Raw genomic sequence first — 25,101 nt, 5'->3', positions numbered from 1 at the left:
GCCGCATGAATAAAATGACTCATTGCCTGGGAGGAGCGGCTTATTAAACCGCTTTTCGCCAAAGGCCCCTCATTGGGCGTGCGCTTGTTGGTGCTGGTCGTGCTGTCGGTCGCGCTGATGGTGGTCGATGCCCGTTTCACGCTGCTCAAGCCGGTGCGCAGCCAGATGTCGCTGGTGTTGATGCAGTCATACTGGATCACCGATCTTCCGCAACGGTTGTGGCAAGGTGTGGCCAGCCAGTTCGGCAGTCGTACCGAATTGGTCGCCGAGAATGAAAAACTCCAGACCGAGAACCTGCTGTTACAAGGGCGCTTGCAGAAACTCGCGGCCTTGACCGAGCAGAATGTGCGCCTGCGCGAATTGCTCAACTCCTCTGCGCTGGTCAACGAGAAGGTCGAAGTGGCCGAGCTGATCGGCATGGACCCCAACCCCTTCACCCATCGCATTATCATCAACAAGGGTGAACGCGACGGTGTGGTGCTCGGGCAACCGGTACTCGATGCCCGTGGCCTGATGGGCCAGGTGGTCGAGTTGATGCCGTACACTTCCCGGGTCTTGTTGCTGACCGATACCACCCACAGCATCCCGGTGCAGGTCAATCGCAACGGCCTGCGCGCGATTGCCAGCGGGACTGGCAACCCCGAACGTCTGGAACTGCGCCATGTCGCCGACACCGCCGACATCAAGGAAGGCGACCTGCTGGTGAGCTCCGGCCTGGGCCAGCGATTCCCGGCCGGTTATCCGGTGGCGACGGTCAAGGAGGTGATTCACGACTCTGGGCAGCCTTTCGCCATTGTTCGTGCAGTGCCGACTGCGGCCTTGAACCGCAGCCGTTATCTGTTGCTGGTGTTCAGCGACAGTCGCACCCCGGAGGAGCGTGCTAACGAAGCGGCCCAGGCCCAGGAAGCCGACAAGCAGGGTGACGGCGCCCCGATCATACCGGCTACCGTGCCCAAACCGGTGGCAGCCCCGGCAACCCCAGCAGCGATCGCGCCACCAGCAGCGCCGGCTGTGGCGGGCAAGCCGCCCGCTCATGGCGCCAGCACCAACCCCCATGCACCGACTCATGCGACACCGGCCTCCAAGCCCGTCATCGTCAAACCCGCGGCTACCCAGCCACCGGCCAGCCAGCCCTCCGCGGTTGCACCGGCCACCCAACGGCAGGAGGAATAATGGCGGGCGCTACTCTTTCGCGTAATGGCTGGATCGTCTGGCTGACATTTGCTGTCGGTCTGTTGCTCAGTGTCTCGCCGTTGCCGCAGTTCATGGAAATCCTGCGTCCGCTATGGTTAGCACTGTTGCTGGCCTTCTGGTCGCTCTACCTGCCGCACAAGATCGGCATGGTGACTGCCTTCCTGCTGGGGCTGGCCGAAGATGTGCTCTACGGCACCCTGCTCGGACAGAACGCCCTGATCCTGACATTGATCACCTTCCTGGTATTGTCGCTGCAACAGCGTCTGCGGATGTTTCCGATGTGGCAGCAGAGCCTGGTGATCCTGGTGATCTTCGGGCTGGCGCAACTGGTACAACTCTGGCTCAGTACCCTGACCGGCAACCGTCAGCCGACCCTGGCGCTGGTGTTGCCGGCCCTGGTCAGCGCCCTGCTGTGGCCGTGGGTCAGTTTCGGGCTGCGCGGGCTGTGTCGACGCTACAAAGTCAGCTGACTGAGTCGCGCCGATTTTCCGTGAGCTGGATGATGTTGATGAGCAGTCCCGATAAAGCACCCTGACACGGAGATGTCCTGATGAAACCGCTCTACCTGGCTTCCGGCTCACCGCGTCGGCGTGAACTGCTTACCCAGATCGGCGTGCCCTTCACCGTGATCAGCGCGGATATCGATGAAACTCCCCTGACGGATGAATCTGCGGCGGCCTATGTCGAGCGCCTGGCGCGTGGCAAGGCGGCAGCCGGTGGTAGCCTGCTGGTGAGTGCTCAGGTGTCGGCGCCGTTCTGTGTGCTGGGTGCCGATACCGCCGTGGTGCTGGACGGGAAGATCCTCGGCAAGCCGCTGGATGAGGCAGCCGCGGTGGCCACACTGCTGGCATTGTCCGACCGCGAACACGAAGTGCTCACCGCCATCGCGCTGTTGGAGGGCGATCGTTGCGAGTCGCGGGTGGTCCGTAGTCTAGTGAAATTTCGCACGATCAAAATAGAAGAAGCCTCCGCCTACTGGGCCAGTGGTGAGCCTTGTGACAAGGCCGGAAGCTATGCCATACAAGGCCTCGCCGCGGTTTTCGTGGAGAGTCTGCACGGCAGCTATTCGGGCGTAGTAGGCTTGCCGGTGTGCGAAACTGCGGAACTGCTTGGCCATTTCGACATACCCTGTTGGCAAAACCTTATCGTGCGCTGATTACCGCACGCCTGTGAACGGCAATTATTGTGAACACGCCTGAACGAGAGCCAGCCATGAGTGAAGAGATCCTGATCAACATCACGCCGATGGAATCGCGCGTGGCGGTGGTGGAAAACGGTGTGTTACAAGAAGTGCATGTCGAGCGTACACAAAAGCGCGGTATCGTCGGCAATATCTACAAGGGCAAGGTGGTGCGGGTCCTGCCGGGTATGCAAGCGGCGTTCGTCGATATCGGCCTGGATCGGGCTGCATTTATCCATGCCTCGGAAATTTCCATGCGCGAAGGTCCCGCACTGGAAAGTATCAGCGCGCTGGTTCACGAAGGGCAGAGCCTGGTGGTGCAAGTCACCAAGGACCCCATCGGTACCAAGGGCGCTCGCCTGACCACGCAACTGTCGATTCCCTCGCGTTACCTGGTGTATATGCCGCGTACCGCCCATTTGGGCATCTCGCTGAAGATCGAAGACGAAGCTGAGCGTGACCGGCTGAAGAAAGTCGTCAGTGACTGTGTGGCCGAGGAAGGCATCCAGGAAGCTGGCGGGTTTATCTTGCGCACCGCCGCCGAAGGGGCGGGGGCCGACGAAATCATGATGGATATCCGTTATCTGCGCCGACTCTGGGATCAGATCGGCGTGCAGATCAAGACCATCGGTGCTCCCAATGTCATCTACGAAGACCTTGGCCTGGCGCTGCGGACCTTGCGCGATCTGGTCAGCCCGAAGATCGAGAAGATCCGCATCGACTCCCGGGAAACCTTCCAGAAAACCACGCAGTTTGTCGCCGAGCTGATGCCGGAAATTGCCGACCGTCTCGAACATTATCCCGGTGAGCGACCGATCTTCGACCTCTACGGTGTCGAGGACGAGATCCAGAAAGCCCTGGAACGCAAGGTGCCGCTCAAGTCGGGTGGCTACCTGGTGGTCGACCCGGCTGAAGCCATGAGTACCATCGACGTTAACACCGGGGCCTTCGTCGGTCATCGCAACCTCGAAGAAACCATCTTCAAGACCAATCTCGAGGCCGCCACCGCAATCGCCCGCCAACTGCGCCTGCGTAACCTGGGCGGGATCATCATCATCGACTTCATCGACATGGAAGACGAAGAGCATCGGCGCCAGGTACTGCGAACCCTGGAAAAGCAGCTGGAGCGCGATCACGCCAAGACCAACATCATCGGTATCACCGAGCTGGGCTTGGTGCAGATGACCCGCAAACGCACCCGTGAAAGCCTCGAACAGGTGCTCTGCGAGCCGTGCAGCAGTTGCCAGGGACGCGGCAAGCAAAAAACCCCGGAGACGGTTTGTTACGAGATTTTCCGTGAAATCCTCCGGGAGGCCCGTGCCTATCAGGCCGAAGGTTATAGAGTGTTGGCTAACCAGAAAGTCGTCGACCGTCTGCTGGATGAAGAATCGGGCAATGTCGCTGAATTGGAGGGGTTTATCGGACGTACCATTCGTTTCCAGGTCGAAACCATGTATTCCCAGGAACAATACGACGTGGTGCTGCTCTGATTTCTTGCTCTGTATATACACTGTCCATGCTGGCTGGCGTTGGCCTGTTCATCGAACCTTGCCTTAGGGGCCACTGACATGGAGCGTCTGACACGCTTTGTTGCCGCGTTGACCCGCTGGGCTGTGGGGATCTGTGCGCTGTCGCTGGTATTGGTGGCCTTGTATGCCAGCCTGGGGCGACAGTTCGTGCCGCTGGTGGCCGAGTATCGGGCCGAGATCGAAAGCGAGGCGCAGGCCGCGCTGGGCATGCCGCTGTCCATCGGCAGCCTGGAAGGACGTTGGAGCGGTCTGGCGCCAGTGTTGTTGGCCCACGATGTGACGGTCGGTGCCGGTGTTTCGGTGTTGCGCTTGGATCATGTCCAACTGATCCCGGATCTCTGGGCCAGCCTGCTAGCCCGCGAAGTCCGCGTTGCCCGGCTGGAACTCAACGGCCTGCAACTCAACCTCCAACAGGACAAGGAGGGGCAGTGGGCGCTTGAAGGTTGGCCGCATGCGGACGATCAGCCGCTGGATCCCGAGGAACTGCTGAACCACCTGCAGAGGGTTGCGCAACTGTCGGTGCTGGACAGCCAGGTCACCCTGGAACCGTTCGGCGAATCGCCGCTGACCTTGACTTATGTCGGTCTGAACCTAAGCAGCGGCCAGTCTCGCCAGCGCCTGGATGTACGCCTGACCTTACCCGACGGCCAGCCCCTGGCCCTCAACCTGAGTAGTCGGTTGCGGGCCAGCGCCTGGCGCCAGGGTTCGGCGGATGTCTACCTGAGCCTGCCGCAGAGCGACTGGGCCCGCTGGTTGCCGGCTAGCTTGAAGCAGCAATGGAACATCGCCGAGCTCAAGGCCGGTGGCGAGTTCTGGTTGAAATGGGCCGATGGCACGGTGCAAAGCGCCGTGGCGCGACTCAACGCTCCACAGTTTCGCGGCGCCTATGCCGAGCGCAAGCCGGTGAAGATTGAAAACCTGGCCCTCAACGCCTATCTGCAACGCAATCAGCAGGGTTTCAGCCTGCTGCTCGACTCGCTGGCGATGAACCTGGGGAAGACCCGTTGGCAATCCCATCTGCAATTGCAGCAGACGGCGGCAACCGACAAGACCGCAGAGTTGTGGCACGTGCAGGCCGACCGCCTTGATCTGACGCCGATTACCCCGCTGCTTGATAGCCTGGCGCCTCTACCGGAAGGTTTGGCGACCGTGGTCGATCACCTGAAGGTCACCGGTGCCTTGCGCAATGTGTTGCTCGATTACCGCCCGCAGGAAACCGGCGACCGACGTCTGAGCTTCGAGGCCAACCTGGAGCAAGTCGGCTTCGATGCCTATCATGGCGCGCCAGCGGCGCGCAATGTCAGTGGCAGTATCAGCGGCGACCTGGGGCAAGGCGAGCTGCGGATGGACAGCAAGGACTTCTCGCTATTCCTGTATCCGATCTTCAACAAGCCCTGGCAGTACCTCCAGGCCAATGCCCGCTTGACCTGGAAACTCGACCAGCAGGGTTTCACTCTGATCGCCCCTTATATCAAGGTGCTGGGAGAGGAAGGCAAGATTGCTGCCGATTTCCTGATTCGCCTGCATTTTTCCCATGATCAGGAAGACTACATGGACTTGCGGGTCGGCCTGGTGGACGGTGACGGACGTTTCACCCCCAAATACCTGCCGGCGGTGCTGAGTCCCTCCCTCGACGAATGGTTGCGCACTTCCATCCTCCACGGAGCGGTGGAGCAGGGCTTCTTCCAGTATCAGGGCTCGCTGGATCACGATGCCAGCGAGGCCGCGCGCAATATCAGCCTGTTCTTCAAGGTTCACGACGCCGAGCTGGCCTTCCAGCCGGGCTGGCCGCATGTCAGCAAGGTCAGCGGCGATGTCTTCATCGAGGACAGCGGTGTGCGGATCAAGGCCAACAAAGGTCAGTTGCTCGACACCCAGGTCAAGGATGTCGTGGTCAACATCCCTCATTCCTCGGATGGCAAGGCGCCTCACCTGTTTCTCGACGGTGGTTTTGTCGGTGGCCTTGGCGATGGCCTGAAGATTCTCCAGCAAGCTCCGATCGGCACCGCTTCGACTTTTGCCGGCTGGCAGGGGGATGGTGATCTGCAGGGTAAGGTCAAGCTGGATATCCCGTTGGCGAAAGGTGAGGAGCCTGCGATCCAGGTGGATTTCGCGACTGACAAGGCGCGTCTGAAACTGGCCGATCCATCCCTGGAGCTGAGCCAACTCAAGGGCAATTTTCGTTTTGACAGTGCCAAAGGGCTGAGCGGCGATGGGATCACTGCCCAGGCTTTCGACCGGCCGATCACCGCGCAGATCGCCGCCTCCGGCCAGCCGGGTAATCTTGGCACCCGAGTGACCGCCGAAGGCCAGGTGGCGGTCAAAAAGCTCACTGACTGGCTGGGTCTCAATCAGCCGCTGCCGGTCTCCGGTGACTTGCCGTATCAGTTGCAACTGAACCTCGACGGTGCCGACAGTCAGTTGATGATCAACTCCAACCTCAAGGGAGTTGCCGTCGAGTTGCCGGCGCCCTTCGGCATACCAGCCAGCCAGGGTCGTGACAGCGTGTTCCGTATGACCCTGCAAGGTCCTGAGCGACGCTATTGGTTCGGTTATGGTGGGTTGGCGAACTTTACCTTTGCCGCGCCGAGCGGCAAGCTCGGCGAGGGGCGTGGCGAGCTGTTCCTGGGTGAGGGCGATGCCCTGTTGCCGACGATCAAGGGGGTGCGCGTCGCTGGTGTCCTCTCGGAACTGGACCTGGAGCCATGGAAAGCGGTAATTGATAAATATGCTGGCCAGGATCCCGGCGGCAATGCCAAACAGTTACTCAGCAGCGTCGACCTCAGGGTCGACAAGCTCACTGGCTTTGGCACCCGGTTCGATCAACTGAGCCTGCAGATGGTGCGCAGCGCCGCTGCCTGGGGCTTGATGATTGACAGCCAGCAGGCCAAAGGCAGCGTGACCTTGCCGGATGCCCAGGGCGCGCCGATCGGCGTCAATCTGGCGTATGTGCGGCTGCCCGCGCCGGATCCGAGCGTGGTGACCGATGAAAATGCCCCCGACCCGTTGGCCTCGGTGGACCCTCGGCAGATTCCGGCGCTGGATATCACCATCGATCAACTGTTCCAGGGCCAGGATCTGCTGGGGGCCTGGTCACTCAAAGCCCGACCGAACTCTAACGGGGTCCGGCTCAATGACCTCAACTTGGGCCTTAAGGGCATGCAACTCCAGGGTGACGGTGGTTGGGAGGGTCTGCCGGGCAGCGGCAACAGTTGGATCAACGGTCGGGTGGAAGGCAAAAACCTGGCGGACGTGCTGAAGGCCTGGAGCTTTGCGCCGACCGTGACCAGTGAGAATTTCCACCTCGATGTCGACGGTCGCTGGCCCGGTTCGCCGGCCTGGGTCGGGCTCAAGCGTTTCTCTGGCAACCTGGGGGCCACCCTGCGCAAGGGCCAGTTTGTCGAAGTCGAGGGGGGCGCTCGTGCGCTGCGAGTGTTTGGCCTGCTGAACTTCAACTCCATCGGTCGCCGCCTGCGCATGGACTTCTCCGACCTGCTCGGCAAAGGCTTGAGCTATGATCGGGTCAAGGGTCTGCTGGTCGCCAGCGACGGCGTCTATGTCACCCGTGACCCGATCACCCTGACCGGACCGTCGAGTAACCTTGAGCTCAATGGCACACTGGATATGGTGGCTGACCGGGTTGATGCGAAGCTGCTGGTGACATTGCCGGTGACCAACAACCTGCCGATCGCCGCCTTGATCGTCGGTGCTCCGGCCATCGGTGGTGCCCTGTTCCTGATCGACAAGCTGATCGGCGACCGGGTGGCCCGCTTTGCCAGCGTCAAGTACAGCGTCACTGGCCAGTGGAAAGAACCGAAAATCACCTTCGAAAAGCCGTTTGATAAATCGAAGTAAAAGTTGGGATCAATCAAATCCCGACGGGCTTTGGCATTAAGGTTGAAACCGCTCGACCCGTTGCTGAGTCAGTAGCGTATAGCAGGATACCGCCACGGTTCAGTCCCTTGCGCTAGATTTTTTTGCCTATGACCCGCGATGCCTTGACTACCGGGGCCCAGCGATTCGTCAATACGAACGAAGGCAAGAACAATGTCCATTGAATTTCCTTACTGCTTCTCCGAAGTTATGGAGCCGCGCCAGGCCCCGAGTGAGAGGGAGCGCTTACTGAAGATCACCCAAGCCGATCGCGAATGGCTCAGAGCGGTATTGCTTCCTGATCATCAAGCCCGTCAGGCCCTCGAGAAGCCCATGCTCGTAGAGAAGCTCTCTTTCACTATGCGCAACTCCAAGGTCGTGGACTTGGCGGGAAGTTTTCTGATGACTGCGCGAGCCCGCGACAGTGCCTTTCTCTATACGCCGGGCTTTGGTATCGAGCACTTTGACTCTCGCTCACAGGCCGTTGACCGCCTGACTGAGCGCCTGAACGACCCGGAGCTGCGCGACGAGCTGCTCCGTTTCGTTGCTCTGAGGGTCAAGGCATCACTCGATTTCACACATTCGGCAACCGTGTTGACCGAGGTGATCAGAGGAAGAGTGTTCCCTGATCGGCGCCGCTCAATTGACGCGAGTCTGGAAGATAACCAGGACTGTCTGCAGACAGAACTACTCAAACTCCCTACGTTGAGATCGCTGCTCATCAGAGCCCTGGCTGTTGAGGCAGGACAATGTTTTGCACAGGTCAGTCTAGAGTCCGTCACCGTGATCAGTTATGCCAGCGGAGTAGATGATGAGTGCCGACTGAAGCGATGCCAATTATCGATCTGTTCATTGACCGACGTACTGCTCAAACACTACAAGGAAAGCGCCTGGCCCCAGAACCAGACTCGAGAATTTATCGCCCCGGGATACAGTCCGGGCACTGGGGATACGCACCACTGGGAAGCGATCATAGAGAAAGTTTCAACCCGCTTGATCCACCATTTTCGACGTGAGCTTTCGAACTTTTGGAATGCTCCTCTGGACAACGGGCGAAGCCGTCGGAATTTTTTCGCCGAGGCCATGGGTACAACCTTTCGCTCAGAGCTGTTGAAACAACAGCTATCGGAAAACCTCAGCCCCCATGATCACTACTGGTTGAGCGGGCTTTATCCTCACGCACCTTCGCGACTGAAGCAGATTAGCGTTCGCTCAGTCAGTGGCAAAACTCAAAAGGCTTCGTATATAGAAGTCACCCATGCGTTCCAAGGCAGCAATCGCGCCGTGGCGCCAGATAAGTTCTTTCTCTATATAAGTGAGCGACTCAAGGTATTCGACAGCTCGGAGTCCCTGGATGAAAGTGTCCGGCGGCAATGGGTGAATCCGCACCAGGAAATCCTGTCGGCTCTGCCTTTGCAGGCCCGCGCCGATCTGATGCAGTTTCACGTCGTGCCCGAAGGAGAAAGAGCAGTCTCCCTCCCGCTGTTCCAGAACATCATAGAAACGATCCTCTCCAGCCAGTTGAGCAATATTCGTTACATCATTGAGCGTTATCGGCAGAGAGGGGGAGATCTGAATCTCGACGCCGCCTTCGATATTGCCTTGGATATTCGCGCAATGTTCGACAGGCGCCTGCTTTTATCCGATGCCCGAGGACGCTGGAGCACTCGGCTTGACCTGTTAAACACGGAATACTCTCACTCCGCCCCCCTTCAAGCAGCACCCGCCACAACGCTGGAAGAGGCCAAGCAGCGGTTGCTCGCACTCGAAACCCTCAAGACCGAGGTACTCAATGGCTTGGCAAACCGTCCTCAGCTAATGACCTACGCGGAAAAAGTACTGTCCGGTGAGCTGGTGGCCGCACACAGGTCAGACCTGACGCCAACGAACATCTACATCAACCGTGACACCGGCACTCATGCCCAACAAGGATCACATCAGGCACTGTCGTCGACCACGCTGATCGAACACCTGCTTGAACGTTCCGTGGGCCGGGTCGGGCCACTTTCCAATACAATCGGCCTTGGGCTGTTCAGCCAATCCCCGGAAGGTAGCTGGTTGCCCATCAACAATCTGGACATCGCGACCACCAACGAAATCGTCACCCTGGCCTTGAAGCACTTTCTTCCCAACTTCCTGCGCCAACACCGCTCAGTCTACGCCTCGATCCGCGAAAGGCTGATCGAGGCCGTGAGCCAGGGGTTGCGAAACGAGGTCAGCCAGCGAATGGTTGACAGCTCCCTGAAGCAAAACGCCCGGAAATTGCTCGACATTGTCCTCGACAGTCCCGACATTCAGCGTCGCAGAAGTCTGAACGGCTTCATTCCCGACGCATTTCGCCTGACCCTGAAACGCAGTCAATTGTCGCTACCGGAGCTGCTGTTCAACTGTTTCCTTATTACCGAACGGGGCGGCTTGGATCCTCACAATTCAGGGAATGCACTGCTGTGGACGCCAGAGTATGGTTTGGAGATCTTCGACTCGCCCTACAGCGTCGAAATTGAACTCAATCGCCGGTTGATCGACCCCGTCGAGCGTCTCCCCCTTCTGACAAATAGCGCGCGAATTCGTCGAGCCTCCGAGGCTCAGCCGGATAACCATCAGAGTGAGCCACGGATAGGCTTTGAACTGATTGAACAGGGTTTTCTGAGCAGTTGCTTCCAGTCATTGACCGACAAGGCTCTGGATGAGATTGCCTACACCGCTTCAATGGGGCTGTCGGCCAACAACCTGCACAATCGCGTTCAATCCTGCCTCGCCGAACACGCCAATGTCGAGCACCTGGACAAGTCCATCGACGCCACACGGAACAACGCCTTACGTTTGAGCTTGCCTGCATGGTTGGCAACGGCTGAGCATGACGGGCAGTTGGCCTTGGCGGCATTGCTTGACCAATACCGGCAACAGGCAGATGCCGCCAAGGACATTCACTATGATATTCCCGATCTCCACAGTTTCACCCGGGCTAAACTCAGCGCATTGCTGCACAGAGACTTTCCGGGAGAGGGGCTGGATCCGGATCAACTGACTGTTTCAACGCTGCTGCCTGACACGAAAGCCGTCTCATCCCTGAGTTTGGTGACTTATGCACTACAGCATGTCGATAACCTAAAGGTTCATGCGAACGTTGCCCGTGCTAACGGCTCCGATCCTCTCCCTGATGCGCTCACGGGCGGATACCTGAAATCCTTGATCAAGGAGACAGCTATCGGTTCGCAATACGCCTCTCTGCTCGATTCATTTCTTTCCCCCAGGGGCGGCTCGCGGGAGCGTCAGACTGTATTTAGTACACATCTGCTTTGGCAATGCCTGGAGCGGGGCCTTACGCAAGTCCTCCAGAAGCGCCTTTCGAACTCGGCCTACCACCTGATCAAGCAAGTGCTAGGCATGCCTGATGGCTTGGCTCGAACCGCCCTTGACGGCCTCTCGATTATCTTTCGACCGCTCGAGTTGGTGACCGCCGGTCGAGTCGCTCCGGATCTTGCGCGAGGTCTCTATCTCATAGGGTCATCCTTGATCGAACAAGGACCGCAGGTTCTTCTCTCTACCCATGGAGAAGGGGCGGTGTTCAGAGAGTATTCAAACGAAGCTGCGCTGCTCAGGGCACTCAGTCATACCGGCGAACTACAAAAAGAGGTACTGAACAAGCTGCCGCAAGCGGCTCGCCATTATTACGCCAACACAGTCTTTACCTCGTCGCAGCCCGCTGTACGCATTACCAACAACGCAATCCAAGGCAATCTGTTCGCTCGTTTGTACAACGACCACCTTCTATGGCTCAAAAAGAAACTGAACTTTCAGCATATGACGGGAGAACGTCATGCATGGGATTGGGTCGTCTCACTGCTCAAGACTGGTCTGTATCAGGGGGCGCAATTCATGCTCGGTCGGTTGCGATTACCACTGGTCATCTGGCAGACCTTTTCGCAGCTCAAGGACGCCTACGATAACGCCTGGAAAGGCCATTGGAAGACGGCCATGGGAGAATTTGTAAGTGTCTTGGCGCAGTTGGCATTGGCGCAAAAAGGGCAGGCCTCTGCGCTATCATCGGCAACCATCGCCGACACCTCCTCCGCGGAAGCCGAAACTGCGATCCATGCACCCTACCCGCGACTCGGTTGGGCACACCCCATACTGACCAAGGAGCAAATCGCGCGATTGCACAGCTATGAAGTCACAGATGTCGCTTTGAAGGACCTCAGCCATGAGGCTTCGCTGAATATCTATACCCATGCAGCCTCTAACCGACAGTACGCTGCGGTGGGTGGCAGCATTTTTCAGGTGGGCAAGGAAAATGAACGCTGGCGAATCCTCACAGAGGTCGAACAGGGCCCCTGGATCAAGAAAGATACGCAAGGCCAGTGGGCCCTTGACCTGCCTGGCCGACTACTGGGGGGCGGCTTGGTAACCCAATGGCGTGATCGCCTGGAGAATCAGCGCACGCTACGCCAAGAATTGGAAGTGCAGGCTGTTGGGATGCCAGCCATTAAACGACTCTTTCCAGACAAAGCCCGAAGAATCGGGCAGGCTCATGAGTTGGCCGTCACCTATTTGAAAAATGCCGAAGTGCGCTTGCAGTCACTCACGAATGACTCACGGCTGGATCGTCAACGGCATGCATACGTCAAAGACTTTTTTGGCGTTTCGAGCCTCAGTCGTGCTCTGCGTCAAGAAATAGAGGCCATGATCAATACGCTCCTGCAAACGGCGCTTGATCCAGCGCGCGCTCCCGCCACCTCGGACCTCTACGTCATCGGTGCCGGAAAGAAACTTGATGAGCCTTGCGTCGCGTTCGTGCTGACTTGCGAGGCAAAGAAGAGGATCTATTTGAGCGAGAAGTTTTTCGAGCCAAATCTTCAAGCCTATCAACCGATCAGACCCAGAACATTCAACATGTTACTCCATAGCATGGCGAGTACGCTGCTCCATGAATTTAGTCATATCGCGCTCGATGCTCTGGATATTTCCTACTTGAATGCGTTTTACCCCTTCCACGATCTGATCGATACCTCGACTCCAGATGGCGAGGAGCGGCAACGGTGGGTGAGGGAGATTCAAGAGGAATCGCTGTCCCACCGCACACCCGTTCTAAAGCTGTTCAGGACAGAGGATACGCTCAGCGGAGGTTGGACTGATGTGGAAGGAAAGGCATTTGAGCGCGTTCTAACGTTGACGGGGGCCAAGGAGCTCTATCAGGCAAGGAGCCACTTTTTGTCCGACCCTGTGAAAAGGGCGAACGTGATATTAGCCAATGCAGATTCGGTTGCATTGTTGATCAGTCACTTGGGCCGACCCATTGAGTCATATCCACTGTTCGCCGGCTTTGTACCTTGAACTGAGTCCAAAGCATGCTGAACCGGTCGCGGCATAGCCCTGCCCTGAATAGTAGGGGCTTAACCAACCAGGGAGTCGCCCATTGGCTTGACTTTCGTCATTGAATATTGAATAAGTCAACACCTCGCTTGTTACCGCAGCAGGGTTTCAGGAACGCTAGAGTATTTCTAAGTGTTTTGCTCTGCACCATAACTTGCGTATGTTTTTTACCCCTCTCTGAAGATGGAGTAGCATGGCGCCATGTCTTTGAAGGAGTGCGCCATGACTTTTTCCGTCATTCAAATGGTCAGCCAGAACGATGTCCTGGCCAACCTGGCCCAGGCACGTGCGTTGCTGGAGCGCGCGGTCGAAGGTGGCGCACGTCTGGCAGTGCTACCGGAAAACTTTGCGGTCATGGGCCGTCGGGATGTCGCGGCCATCGGTCGTGCCGAAGCGCTCGGCGAAGGACCGATCCTGCCTTGGTTGAAACAGACCGCACGTGACCTCAGGTTATGGATAGTAGCAGGCACTTTACCGCTACCACCGGTCGATCAGCCACAGGCGAAGGTCAATGCCTGCTCGTTGCTGGTGGACGAACAGGGCGAGACGGTGGCTCGCTACGACAAGCTGCATCTGTTCGACGTGGACGTGGCGGATAATCGCGGGCGTTATCGTGAATCCGATGACTATGCTCAGGGCAGCCGGGTGGTGGTGGCCGATACGCCAGTGGGACGGTTGGGTTTGAGCGTGTGCTATGACCTGCGTTTTCCCGAGTTGTATAGCGAACTGCGCCTGGCCGGAGCCGAACTGATTACCGCGCCTTCGGCATTTACCGCAGTGACCGGGGCGGCACATTGGCACATCCTGATCCGTGCGCGAGCCATCGAAACGCAATGTTATGTGCTGGCCGCCGCCCAGGGCGGCATACACCCAGGACCACGGGAAACCTTCGGTCATACGGCCATCGTCGACCCTTGGGGGCGTATCGTCGCTGAACAGGATCAGGGCGAGGCGATGTTGCTGGGCCAGCGCGACAGTACTGAACAGGCGTCCATCCGGGCGCGAATGCCGGTGGCGAGCCATCGGCTTTTTTTCTCGCAGGGCGCTCAGCGACCTGCATCGGAATGACGAAATTAAGGCGCAAAAACCCATGAGCGAGTTGTTGTCCTCAGTCAGTGAACATCTGTTGGCACCGGGTGGCGTGACAATCGAAAACCTTCAGTCGGTCCTCGGTGATCTGGCCGGACCGGGTATCGATGCCGCCGACCTGTATTTCCAGGGGCAGATTTCCGAGTCCTGGGCCCTTGAGGACGGCATCGTCAAGGAAGGCAGTTTCAACCTGGATCAGGGCGTGGGGGTCCGGGCGCAATCGGGCGAGAAAACCGGTTTCGCCTATAGCAATGCGATCACCCTCGAAGCCCTGGGGTCCGCCGTGCGCGCGGCCCGCTCGATTTCCCGTGCCGGACAGAACGGCACCGTGCAGGCGTTTACCTCCCGGGATGTGGCGCAGCTCTACGCACCGGACAATCCATTGGATGTCATGAGCCGCGCCGAAAAGGTTGAGCTGCTCAAGCGTGTGGATATCGCTACCCGTGCCTTGGACCCGCGTATCCAGCAGGTCTCGGTGAGCATGGCGGGGGTCTGGGAGCGGATTCTCGTGGCCTCCACCGACGGCGGTCTGGCGGCGGACGTCCGACCACTGGTGCGCTTCAATGTCAGCGTGATCGTCGAGCAGAACGGTCGACGCGAGCGTGGCGGGCACGGCGGCGGCGGTCGTACCGACTACCGTTATTTCCTCAGCGAAGACCGCGCCATGGGCTATGCCCGTGAAGCCTTGCGCCAGGCGCTGGTCAATCTGGAGGCGATTCCCGCTCCGGCTGGCACCTTGCCGGTCGTGCTGGGCTCCGGCTGGTCCGGGGTACTGCTGCACGAAGCGGTCGGCCATGGCCTGGAAGGCGACTTCAACCGCAAGGGCAGTTCGGCCTACAGCGGGCGCATGGGCGAGAGGGTTGCCTCCAAACTCTGTACCATCGTCGATGACGGCACCCTGGCCGGGCGTCGCGGCTCCCTCAGCGTCGATGACGAAGGCACGCCGACCGAGTGCACCACACTGATCGAAAACGGCGTGCTCAAAGGTTATATGCAGGACAAGCTGAATGCCCGATTGATGGGGGTGGCGCGGACCGGCAACGGTCGTCGCGAGTCTTACGCGCATCTGCCGATGCCCCGTATGACGAACACTTACATGCTGGGAGGCGAAAGTGATCCGGCGGAAATCATCGCTTCGGTGAAGAAGGGCATCTACTGCGCCAACCTCGGCGGTGGCCAGGTCGATATCACCAGCGGCAAGTTCGTGTTCTCCACCAGCGAGGCCTATCTGATCGAGGACGGCAAGATCACTGCGCCGGTCAAAGGCGCGACGCTGATCGGTAACGGTCCGGAGGCCATGAGCAAAGTGTCGATGGTCGGAAACGACCTGTCGCTGGACAGCGGCGTGGGCACGTGTGGCAAGGATGGGCAATCGGTGCCGGTGGGCGTCGGCCAACCAACCCTGAAAATCGATGCGATTACCGTGGGCGGCACGGGGTCGTAGAGGCAAGGAGCTTGGGTAAGCGCCGGCGGCACTCACCCGTAACGACGATCAGCGCAAGCCGCGTTGAGTGTCGTCCAGCTCCCGGATGTACTTGAAAATTTTACGGCTGGCAGACGGTGGCTTGCTCTGGGCAAGTTCGTGCTGGGCCTGGCGAATCAGGGAGCGCAGTTGCTGGCGGTCCGCATCGGGATAGTCGGCGACGAACTTTTCCAGGACATCGTCGGTGCCGGCGATCAATCGATCACGCCAGCGTTCGAGATTATGGAAGCGTTCGTTGTATTGGCGGGTAGAGGCGTCAAGCTGGTCCAGCAACACCAGGATGGCGTCAGTGTCCTGGTCGCGCATCAGCCGGCCGATAAACTGGATATGCCGTTTACGGGCGATATTGGCAGTGTGCTTCGGCGCTTCGGCCAGGGCACGGCGTAAACCGTCGGTCAGTGGCAATTTTGCCACCAGGTCAGGCTTGAGTGTGGTCAGGCGCTCGCCGAGATCAACCAGAGCGTGCAGCTCGCGCTTGACCTGGGTTTTGCTTTTCTCCCCATTGAGGGAGTCGTCGTAAGAATCAACCATGGTGGCAGTCCGTAAAGAAACGCCGCCATGATAACCAGTCGGGGGCCGCTTGTCCGGCCCGGTCGCTCGAAGGCCTTAACCGAAAGCTGCATTTGAGTGGAGAAAAGCTGAGTGGAAAAAACCATGAGTGCGGCACAAAGCGTCGGCCCGCAGGCTTTGCCGGCACTGCAAGAGCAGGTCGAGCAGATTCTCGCCGAAGCCAAGCGTCAAGGCGCCAGTGCTTGTGAAGTGGCGGTGTCCCTGGAGCAGGGCTTGTCGACCTCGGTACGCCAGCGAGAAGTGGAGACGGTCGAGTTCAACCGCGACCAGGGCTTTGGCATCACCCTGTATGTGGGGCAGCGCAAGGGCTCGGCCAGCACCTCGGCCAGCGGCGCGGAGGCGATTCGCGAAACCGTCGCGGCGGCGCTGGCGATTGCCAGGCATACCTCCGAAGACGAGAGCTCGGGGCTCGCGGATGCTGCCCTGATGGCAAAGGAGCTGAAGGATTTCGACCTGTTTCACCCGTGGGAGATCACTCCGGAACAGGCTATCGAGCGGGCGCTGGTCTGTGAGGCAGCGGCGTTCGATGCCGACCCACGGATCAAGAATGCCGATGGCACCACGCTGACGACGGGCCAGGGCTGCCGTGTCTATGGCAACAGCCATGGTTTTATCGGGGGCTCGGCGTCCACCCGCCACAGCCTGAGCTGCGTGATGATCGCCGAAGGCGATGGGCAGATGCAGCGCGATTACTGGTATGACGTGCATCGCCAGGGCGAGTTGCTGACCGATGCCGCGATCATCGGCCACAAAGCCGCACAGCGGGCGGCAAGCCGCTTGGGCGCGCGGCCGGTATCGACTTGCGAAGTGCCGGTGCTGTTTTCAGCCGAGTTGGCCGGTGGCCTGTTCGGTAGTTTTCTCTCGGCGATTTCCGGCAGCAACCTGTACCGCAAGTCCTCGTTCCTCGACGGTGCGCTGGGGCAGCGGTTATTCCCGCAGTGGCTGACCCTCGACGAGCGCCCACACCTGATGCGGGCCATGGGCAGTTCGGCATTTGACGGCGATGGCCTGGCGACTTACGCCAAGCCGTTCGTCGAGAATGGCACCCTGGTGTCCTATGTCCTGGGCACGTATTCGGGGCGCAAGCTGGGCATGCCGAGTACCGCCAACGCCGGTGGTGTACATAACCTGTTCGTCAGCCACGGCATCGAGGATCAGGATGCCCTGATTCGGCGCATGGGACGTGGCCTGCTGGTCACCGAACTGATGGGCCATGGTCTGAATATGGTCACCGGCGATTATTCCCGGGGCGCGGCGGGTTTCTGGGTCGAGAACGGCGAAATCCAATTCCCGGTCCAGGAGGTGACCATCGCTGGCAATATGCGCGACATGTTCAAGCAGATCATCGCCGTTGGCAGCGACCTTGAGCTGCGCAGCAATATTCGCACAGGCTCGGTGCTGATCGAGCGGATGACCGTAGCGGGTAGCTGATTGCGCTTGTTCGGCCGCACAAAAGCGTGTCATCCAGTGGATGGCGCGCTTTTTTTTCGCTGAACGCCCAACCCGTGGTGGTGCCGCTGTGGCGAGTTCGCCTGCCTCCTGATACAGCGCGTTCTTCGGCTTTAGGAGGGACCTTGCCCTTCAGCGAGACGGCGTGGCGTTCCGATAAGCCCACGCACCATAATTGTGTGCATTTATTTCCTTGTTTTGATTCTCAATATCATATAATAATAAATCTCATTATCTGGCGAGCTTGGATCATGAGTTCTGCCTTACATGAACAACCCCGCCAGGACAGCTTGTCGCTGCCGACCATCGCCCAGAACCTGCTGAGCAGCATCGAGTTGTTGGCGAAGGTCAGCCGCCTGTTGGCCGATCAGACCATCGCCAGTTTCAAGGTCAACATCAAGCAGGCGTTGTCGCGTCATCCGATCCTGCTCACTGCGCTCAACCCGATTATCGAGGTTGCGCTTGAACACACCGATCTGCCTCGCAGCCAACTGGAAACTCTGCCTCCTGAAAGGCTCACGGTTGGCGGCGTGTAACCTAACGCATTGCCTGGAGGTTCGTCATGGAACACTGGAAACGCATGATCGAAAGGGCCAACCGTTATTTCAACCTAGGCGAGCTGGTCGATGCCCGCGAACACTACTTGCAGGCTCTGGCCCTGGCACAGGTGCTGTTCGAGCGCTGGCCGGACGCGGAGGAGGCGGTGGTCGCCTGCGTGATTTCCCACCACAACCTGGCGGACCTGCACCTGCGGCTCAATCAGCCCGAAGAAAGTGTCGAGTACCTGTGTGCGATCCATCAGCGCCTGTTGCAGACGATGCAGGACAGTCGCCTGGCGCCGCAACTGCGCGAAGCGGCGCTGCGCCAGAGCAGCAAGACCTACGTCCAATTGCTTGCCTTTATCAGTGAGCACGGCGAATACCCTCGCACCAGCCGCCTGCTCTACAGCCAGGCGGCTTCCTCGGGATCGACCGCGTCGCGTTACCCACATGGAGTTCATTGAAATGACCTACGCCTTGCCTGCGCTGCCTTACCACTACGATGCCCTGGAGCCGCATATCGATGCCAAGACCATGGAAATCCATCATACCAAGCACCATCAGACCTACATCACCCACCTCAATGCGGCCGTAGAGGGCTCCGAGTGGGCCGACTGGCCGGTGGAAAAACTGGTGGCTGCGGTCCAGCAACTGCCAGAAAAAATCCGCCCGGCAGTGATCAATCACGGTGGTGGCCATGCCAACCATTCGCTGTTCTGGGCGGTCATGAGCCCGTTGGGTGGTGGTGAGCCGGAGGCGGCTCTAGGGCAGGCGATCAATGAGCAACTGGGCGGCTTCGAGGCGTTCAAGGAGGCGTTTACCAAAGCGGCACTGACGCGCTTTGGCAGCGGCTGGGCCTGGTTGAGCGTGACCCCGCAGAAAAATCTGGTGGTTGAAAGCAGTGGTAACCAGGACAGTCCGTTGATGAACGGCAATACCCCGATTCTCGGCCTGGATGTCTGGGAGCATGCCTATTACCTGCTGTACCAGAACCGTCGTCCAGAATACATCAACGCGTTCTACAACGTGATCAATTGGCCTGAGGTCGAACGGCGTTATCTTGCGGCATTGGCGTGAACCGCCTGGTTAACAAGATCCAAAGCCGATAAGGGAGGCTGAAACCGTGGCAATGAGCAGAGGGCGACTATTTCGCCTCGGAGTCGGCTGGCTGCTGCTGTTGGCAGGGGTGGTGCTGCTCGCCGCCCGGCTGCTGGGTTGGTTGGGTGAGATTGCCTAGGGAGCCAGGACGCTCGCCACGGTGATGGTCTTAGCCGGATGCTATCGCCGTGGTGAGCTTATCCGCCTTCGTCGAAGTAGTTGTTGATCAGCACTACCAGCGCATCCAATGCTGCCTGTTCTTGTTCACCTTCGGTACTGATATGGATCTTGCTGCCCTTGCCGGCAGCCAACATCATCATGGCCATGATGCTCTTGCCATCGACCATGCTCTCGGGCTTGGGCGTGCGACCTACCCGGATCTGACAGGGGTACTTGCCGGCCACGCCGACGAACTTGGCGGATGCGCGGGCATGCAAACCCAGTTTGTTGATAATTTCAATTTCCAGAGCGGGCATCGCGATGGTGATCCTTTCAGCTAAGGTCGCGGTGGCGGACCTGGACGTTCTTCAGGGATTGTTGCAGAACCCGGCCAAGGCGTTCGGTCAGGTAGACGGAGCGGTGATGCCCGCCGGTGCAGCCTATGGCAATAGTGACATAAGCCCGGTTGCTGGCAGCGAAGCGTGGCAACCATTTGAGCAGGTAGCTGGAAATGTCCTGGAACATTTCCTCCACATCCGGTTGCGCGGCGAGGTATTCAGCCACTGGTCCGTCGAGCCCGGACTGCTCGCGCAGTTCAGGTTTCCAATACGGATTGGGCAGGCACCGCACGTCAAACACCAGGTCGGCGTCTACCGGCATGCCGCGCTTGAAGCCGAACGACTCCACTAGGAACGCGGTGCCCGGCTCCGGCTGGTTCAGCAGGCGCAGTTTGATGGTGTCGCGTAGCTGGTACAGGTTGAGGTGGGTGGTGTTGACCTTGAGGTCGGCCAGGTCGGCAATCGGTCCCAGCAGACTGCTCTCGTCGCGGATAGCTTCGGCCAGCGAACGGTTGGCGCTGCTCAGGGGGTGGCGCCGGCGGGTCTCGGAGAAGCGCTTGAGCAGGGTTTCCTCGTCGGCGTCCAGATACAGCACGTCACACTGGATATGCCGACCGCGAACTTCGTCCAGCAGCTCGGGAAAGCGCGACAGGTGGCTGGGCAGGTTGCGCGCATCAATGGAGACGGCGACCAGCGGTTGCGCCAATTCGGTATGGATCAGCGCCCGTTCGGCCAGTTCCGGCAGCAGGCCGGCTGGCAGGTTATCGATGCAGTAATAACCGTGGTCCTCGAGGACATCGAGGGCAGTGCTTTTACCTGAGCCGGAGCGGCCACTGACGATGATCAAGCGCATGGTGACTAACCGTTCTGTATGTCCAGGACAACCTTATACAGGGCTTCGTTGCTCGGTGCGCCGCGCAGGCGGTCGCGCACCTCTTTGCGGTCCAGCATACTGGCGATCTGCCGGAGCAGTTCCAGGTGCGCATCGGTGGCGGCCTCCGGGACCAACAACACGAACAGCAGATCGACCGGCGCGCCGTCGATGGCGTCGAAATCGATGGGAGCATCCAGGTGCATCAGGGCACTGATGGGCAGCTCGCAGCCTTTGAGGCGGCAGTGGGGAATAGCGATGCCGTTGCCAAAACCGGTTGAGCCAAGTTTTTCACGGGCAATCAGGCTCTCGTAGACATCCTGCATTGCCAGATCGGGCACTTCGCGGGCGATCAGGTTGGCAATTTGTTCGAGGGCGCGTTTTTTACTGCCGCCCGGCACGTTCACCAGGGAACGGCCGGGGGTCAGGATGTTTTCAAGTCGAATCATGGGGGGCGAGTTAACGACCTGTACCTTGCAGCAGGTGCAGATTCTTTTCCTTGTGCTTTATGAGTTGGCGGTCGAGCTTGTCGTAGAGCGAGTCAATCGCCGCATACATGTCGTCATGTTCTGCATTGGCAACCACCTTGGCATTCGGTATATGCAGGGTGGCCTCGATTTTCTGCTTGAGCTTATCGACCTCCATGATGACCTGCACGTGAGTGATCTTGTCAAAATGCCCCGCCAGCTTGTGCAGCTTGCTTTCGGTGTACTCACGCAGGGGCTTGGTCACTTCCAGTTGGTGTCCACTGATGTTGACTTGCATACAGCTTCTCCTTCGTTGCCAGTGCATGAAGCGGCAGGCGTATGCCTGCCACTGGAACGCTGTGGCACGCCCGGCGGTTACATCAACCGCTTCCGTTCGCTGGAAGGTGCGATCCCGAGGGATTCACGGTACTTGGCGACGGTGCGACGGGCGACCTGAATGCCTTGTGCCTCCAGTAAACCAGCGATCTTGCTGTCACTCAACGGCTTTTTCTGATTTTCCGCCGCAACCAGTTTCTTGATGATCGCGCGGATCGCCGTGGACGAGCATTCACCGCCTTCGGAGGTGCTGACATGGCTGGAGAAAAAGTATTTCAACTCATAAATACCGCGAGGGGTATGCATGAATTTTTGGGTGGTGACCCGGGAAATCGTCGATTCGTGCATACCCACGGCTTCGGCGATGTCATGCAGGACCAGCGGTTTCATCGCTTCATCACCGTACTCCAGGAAGCCGCGCTGGTGTTCGACGATCTGGGTGGCGACCTTCATTAGGGTTTCGTTACGGCTCTGCAGGCTCTTGATGAACCAGCGGGCTTCCTGCAACTGATTACGCATGAAGGTGTTGTCGGCGCTGGTATCGGCGCGGCGGACAAACCCGGCGTATTGCGGATTGACCCGCAGGCGTGGCACCGACTCCTGGTTCAGTTCTACCAGCCAGCGCTCGCTGTCCTTACGCACGATGACGTCGGGCACCACATATTCGGCTTCGCTGGATTCGATCTGCGAGCCAGGGCGCGGGTTGAGGCTTTGCACCAGCTCGATGACCTGGCGCAGTTCGTCTTCCTTGAGCTTCATACGGCGCATCAACTGGCTGTAGTCGCGGCTGCCCAGCAGGTCGATATAGTCGTTGACCAGACGTTTCGCTTCGCTCAGCCATGGGGTCTCGCTCGGCAGTTGGCGCAGTTGCAGCAGCAGGCACTCGCCGAGGTTGCGGGCGCCGATGCCGGCCGGTTCGAACTGTTGGATGCGGTGCAGGACGGCTTCGATTTCGTCGAGCTCGATGTCCAGCTCCGGATCGAAGGCGTCGAGAATTTCCTCGAGGGTCTCGTCCAAGTAGCCCTGACTGTTGATGCAGTCGATCAGGGTCACCGCGATCAGCCGGTCGGTGTCGGACATCGGTGCCAGGTTCAACTGCCACAGTAGGTGGCTTTGCAGGCTTTCGCCGGCGGAGGTGCGGGTGGTGAAGTCCCACTCGTCGTCATCGCTGCTAGGCAGGCTGCTGGCGCTGGTCTGGTAAACGTCTTCCCAGGCGGTGTCGACCGGGAGTTCGTTGGGAATGCGTTCGTTCCAGTCGCCTTCCTCGAGGTTGTCGACCGTGGGCGCGGTTTCCTGGTAGGAGGTTTCCTGGACGTCGGTAGTGGGCTTTTGCTCGGTGCTGTCGGCCAGTGGATCGGCATTATCGAAGTCGTCGCCTTCTTCCTGGCGTTCGAGCATCGGGTTGGATTCCAGGGCCTCCTGGATTTCCTGCTGAAGGTCCAGGGTTGACAATTGGAGCAGGCGGATGGCCTGTTGCAGCTGCGGTGTCATCGTCAGCTGCTGGCCCATTCTTAGGACTAGCGATGGTTTCATGGCAGGGGCTTAACACCTTATTTGCCGGCGCACATGCGCCATCCACTACAGGGCGCCGGAGCGCCAAACATAAGCAAATTATATGCCTGAAATCCAAGCGTTTGCCTAGAGTGCCGTAACAATAAAAGCATAGGATGCTTTATCGAACATTCCGGCACTCAGGCGGGTAGCCAAACACCGTCGGGCTTACAGGCGGAACTCATGGCCCAGATAGACTTCCTTGACCAGCTCGTTGGCCAGGATGGTGGCCGAATCGCCTTCGGCGATCAGTTGTCCATCATTGACGATATAGGCGGTTTCGCAGATGTCCAGGGTCTCGCGAACGTTGTGGTCGGTGATCAGTACACCGATGCCCTTGGCCTTGAGGTGGTAAATGATCTGCTTGATATCGCCGACGGAAATCGGGTCGACACCGGCGAAGGGTTCATCCAGCAGGATGAATTTCGGTGCGGTGGCCAGGGCGCGGGCGATTTCCACTCGGCGGCGCTCGCCACCGGACAGGCTCATGCCGAGGTTGTCGCGAATGTGACTGATATGGAATTCCTGTAGCAGGCTTTCCAGTTCCTTGCGCCGGGCGGCCTTGTCGAGTTCCTTGCGGGTCTCGAGGATTGCCATGATGTTGTCGGCCACCGACAGCTTGCGAAAAATCGAGGCTTCCTGGGGCAAGTAACCGATGCCCGCACGGGCGCGGCCATGCATCGGCTGGTGACTGACGTCATGGTCGTCGATCAGCACGCGTCCCTGGTCGGCCTGAACCAAGCCGACGATCATGTAGAAACAGGTGGTCTTGCCGGCACCGTTGGGGCCGAGCAGGCCGACGATCTGTCCGCTTTCGATCGACAGGCTGACGTCACGCACCACCTGGCGAGTTTTGTAGGCTTTGGCCAGATGCTGGGCTTTCAAAATTGCCATTACTGGGCCTTTTGCTCGTCGGTTTTCTTTTTCGGTTGGATAACCATGTCGATACGCGGCCGTGGCGTGGCAATCGGCGTGCCATTGGCGCGACCGGCGGTGGCCACCTGCTTCACCGTGTCGTAGACGATCTTCTCGCCTTCGGTGGTGTTGCCTTCGTTGACCACTTTGGCCTGGTCGATCAGGACGATACGGTTCTGCTGGGCGAGGTATTGGATGGTTTTGCCATAACCCTTGACCGGTTGTGTGTCGGTGACCTTCTGTCGCTGTTCGAAGTACGCCAGGTTGCCCACGGAGGTCACCACGTCGATGTCTCCCGAGGCAGTACGGGTGAGCGTCACGGTATTGCCCCTGACGACCATCGAACCTTGAGTGATGACAACGTCGCCCTTGTAGGTGGCAATGCCTTGTTTGTCATCCAGTTGAGCATCGTCGGCTTGAATGCGGATGGGCTGATCTCTGTCGTTCGGCAGAGCCCAGGCATTCACGCTTCCCAGTACTGCGCCCAGGCTGAGCAAAATCGGGAGGGTTTTAACGAGACTCATACTGTCCTCTTACGTTCGATAGCAGGTGCATCCTGCTTTCTTCCAGATAGGCTTTCATGCCCGTACCCGTGGTGACGCCATTGGGACCGTCGATTCTAACGGCTTGCTCGGTCTGCGCATATTGCTTCTGTGGGAATACTGTCATTCGGCTACTGGTGATGAGTATATTGCGCTGTTTTTCGTCGGTGCGCGCGATGCGGACCGAGTCGATCAGTTCGACCTGGGTGCCGTCCGGGTTGACCTCGGCACGTTCGCTCTGGACGTGCCAGGGGAAGGCGGTGCCGCGATAGAGCTGCAGGTTGGGCTTGGTGACCAGGGTTGTGTCGGAGACCTTGAAGTGCTCGACCTTGTCGCCGGTCATGTCGTACTGCACCTTGCCGTCTGGCAGGTACTGGACACTGTGGGCGTTGATCGCATAGTAGTCGATCAGCGTGTTATCCACAGGCGCAGCCGTTTGCTCCAGGAAACGTTCCGGGTTGATGTTCCAGTAGCCCACGGCCGCGAAGAGGGCGGCAATACCGGCGAACAGCAAAATATTGCGAATTTTCTTGCTCAGCATAAAT

20 protein-coding genes and 1 pseudogene are annotated in these 25,101 nt (G+C 58.9%); 12 read left to right on the top strand and 9 right to left on the bottom strand.

Annotated elements, in window-relative coordinates; genetic code table 11:
• Nucleotides 1–42: 42 nt before the first annotated feature.
• The 8 genes from mreC (at nucleotide 43) to tldD (ending at nucleotide 15,682) form a co-directional block, all read left to right on the top strand.
• Nucleotides 43–1,173 (top strand): rod shape-determining protein MreC, encoded by a 1,131-nt coding sequence (gene mreC, locus BMX68_RS01320; RefSeq protein ID WP_074861781.1) that lies wholly within the window; start codon nucleotides 43–45, stop codon nucleotides 1,171–1,173.
• A complete protein-coding gene (gene mreD, locus BMX68_RS01315; RefSeq protein ID WP_017130651.1) occupies nucleotides 1,173–1,664 on the top strand; it encodes a rod shape-determining protein MreD in 492 nt (163 codons plus the stop codon). Before mreC ends, mreD begins: the two co-directional genes overlap by 1 nt.
• A gap of 80 nt (nucleotides 1,665–1,744) precedes the next feature.
• On the top strand, nucleotides 1,745–2,350 hold the full coding sequence (locus BMX68_RS01310) for a Maf family protein (RefSeq protein WP_074861778.1): 606 nt from the start codon (nucleotides 1,745–1,747) through the stop codon (nucleotides 2,348–2,350).
• A 56-nt stretch (nucleotides 2,351–2,406) separates the two neighbouring features.
• Nucleotides 2,407–3,864 carry a ribonuclease G gene (rng, locus tag BMX68_RS01305; RefSeq protein ID WP_017130654.1) on the top strand — a complete coding sequence of 486 codons (1,458 nt, stop codon included), beginning with the start codon at nucleotides 2,407–2,409 and terminating at the stop codon, nucleotides 3,862–3,864.
• 78 nt (nucleotides 3,865–3,942) lie between these two features.
• The gene (locus tag BMX68_RS01300; protein WP_017130655.1) at nucleotides 3,943–7,758 is read left to right on the top strand and encodes a YhdP family protein; all 3,816 of its coding nucleotides are present in this window, start codon (nucleotides 3,943–3,945) and stop codon (nucleotides 7,756–7,758) included.
• Nucleotides 7,759–7,950: 192 nt separating this feature from the next.
• Nucleotides 7,951–13,110 carry a dermonecrotic toxin domain-containing protein gene (locus BMX68_RS01295; protein WP_017130656.1) on the top strand — a complete coding sequence of 1,720 codons (5,160 nt, stop codon included), beginning with the start codon at nucleotides 7,951–7,953 and terminating at the stop codon, nucleotides 13,108–13,110.
• A gap of 261 nt (nucleotides 13,111–13,371) precedes the next feature.
• On the top strand, nucleotides 13,372–14,217 hold the full coding sequence (locus BMX68_RS01290; protein WP_017130657.1) for a carbon-nitrogen hydrolase family protein: 846 nt from the start codon (nucleotides 13,372–13,374) through the stop codon (nucleotides 14,215–14,217).
• Between the two features lie 22 nt (nucleotides 14,218–14,239).
• Entirely contained in the window at nucleotides 14,240–15,682 is a 1,443-nt protein-coding gene (gene tldD, locus BMX68_RS01285; RefSeq protein WP_017130658.1) for a metalloprotease TldD, read from the top strand.
• Between the two features lie 48 nt (nucleotides 15,683–15,730).
• Here tldD and yjgA read toward each other — a convergent pair whose 3' ends face one another.
• Nucleotides 15,731–16,252 carry a ribosome biogenesis factor YjgA gene (yjgA, locus tag BMX68_RS01280; RefSeq protein ID WP_017130659.1) on the bottom strand — a complete coding sequence of 174 codons (522 nt, stop codon included), beginning with the start codon at nucleotides 16,250–16,252 and terminating at the stop codon, nucleotides 15,731–15,733.
• A 123-nt stretch (nucleotides 16,253–16,375) separates the two neighbouring features.
• Here yjgA and pmbA point away from each other — a divergent pair, with 123 nt between their 5' ends.
• From pmbA to BMX68_RS01260, 4 genes and pseudogenes are all read left to right on the top strand, one after another.
• A complete protein-coding gene (gene pmbA, locus BMX68_RS01275) occupies nucleotides 16,376–17,722 on the top strand; it encodes a metalloprotease PmbA (protein WP_017130660.1) in 1,347 nt (448 codons plus the stop codon).
• A 305-nt stretch (nucleotides 17,723–18,027) separates the two neighbouring features.
• Nucleotides 18,028–18,276: pseudogene (aspA, locus tag BMX68_RS01270) on the top strand (aspartate ammonia-lyase); the annotation flags it as partial.
• Between the two features lie 26 nt (nucleotides 18,277–18,302).
• Nucleotides 18,303–18,743: a DUF2753 family protein gene (locus tag BMX68_RS01265; RefSeq protein WP_017130662.1), complete on the top strand. Its 441-nt coding sequence runs from the start codon at nucleotides 18,303–18,305 to the stop codon at nucleotides 18,741–18,743.
• Between the two features lies 1 nt (nucleotide 18,744).
• Nucleotides 18,745–19,356, top strand: coding sequence for a superoxide dismutase (locus BMX68_RS01260; protein WP_017130663.1), 612 nt, complete (start codon nucleotides 18,745–18,747; stop codon nucleotides 19,354–19,356).
• Nucleotides 19,357–19,574: 218 nt separating this feature from the next.
• On the opposite strand, the gene BMX68_RS01255 is transcribed toward BMX68_RS01260, so the two are convergent.
• From BMX68_RS01255 to lptC, 8 genes are all read right to left on the bottom strand, one after another.
• A complete protein-coding gene (locus BMX68_RS01255) occupies nucleotides 19,575–19,853 on the bottom strand; it encodes an HPr family phosphocarrier protein (RefSeq protein WP_017130665.1) in 279 nt (92 codons plus the stop codon).
• Nucleotides 19,854–19,869: 16 nt separating this feature from the next.
• Complete coding sequence (gene rapZ, locus BMX68_RS01250; RefSeq protein ID WP_017130666.1) at nucleotides 19,870–20,727, bottom strand: RNase adapter RapZ; 858 nt, start codon at nucleotides 20,725–20,727, stop codon at nucleotides 19,870–19,872.
• A 5-nt stretch (nucleotides 20,728–20,732) separates the two neighbouring features.
• Nucleotides 20,733–21,194: a PTS IIA-like nitrogen regulatory protein PtsN gene (gene ptsN / locus BMX68_RS01245; RefSeq protein ID WP_017130667.1), complete on the bottom strand. Its 462-nt coding sequence runs from the start codon at nucleotides 21,192–21,194 to the stop codon at nucleotides 20,733–20,735.
• A 10-nt stretch (nucleotides 21,195–21,204) separates the two neighbouring features.
• Nucleotides 21,205–21,510, bottom strand: coding sequence for a ribosome hibernation-promoting factor, HPF/YfiA family (gene hpf / locus BMX68_RS01240; protein WP_017130668.1), 306 nt, complete (start codon nucleotides 21,508–21,510; stop codon nucleotides 21,205–21,207).
• Nucleotides 21,511–21,587: 77 nt separating this feature from the next.
• Nucleotides 21,588–23,081 carry an RNA polymerase factor sigma-54 gene (locus BMX68_RS01235; RefSeq protein WP_026013038.1) on the bottom strand — a complete coding sequence of 498 codons (1,494 nt, stop codon included), beginning with the start codon at nucleotides 23,079–23,081 and terminating at the stop codon, nucleotides 21,588–21,590.
• Between the two features lie 186 nt (nucleotides 23,082–23,267).
• Nucleotides 23,268–23,993: an LPS export ABC transporter ATP-binding protein gene (gene lptB, locus BMX68_RS01230; RefSeq protein WP_017130670.1), complete on the bottom strand. Its 726-nt coding sequence runs from the start codon at nucleotides 23,991–23,993 to the stop codon at nucleotides 23,268–23,270.
• The gene (gene lptA, locus BMX68_RS01225; RefSeq protein WP_017130671.1) at nucleotides 23,993–24,538 is read right to left on the bottom strand and encodes a lipopolysaccharide transport periplasmic protein LptA; all 546 of its coding nucleotides are present in this window, start codon (nucleotides 24,536–24,538) and stop codon (nucleotides 23,993–23,995) included. The genes lptB and lptA overlap by 1 nt, the downstream gene beginning before the upstream one ends.
• Nucleotides 24,525–25,097, bottom strand: coding sequence for an LPS export ABC transporter periplasmic protein LptC (gene lptC, locus BMX68_RS01220; protein ID WP_017130672.1), 573 nt, complete (start codon nucleotides 25,095–25,097; stop codon nucleotides 24,525–24,527). Before lptC ends, lptA begins: the two co-directional genes overlap by 14 nt.
• Nucleotides 25,098–25,101 lie beyond the last annotated feature (4 nt).

It is taken from the genome of Pseudomonas agarici (genome assembly GCF_900109755.1).
Classification (GTDB): domain Bacteria; phylum Pseudomonadota; class Gammaproteobacteria; order Pseudomonadales; family Pseudomonadaceae; genus Aquipseudomonas; species Aquipseudomonas agarici.
Note: the sequence above shows the minus strand (reverse complement) of the source record. Positions and strands in the feature narration are given on the sequence as shown.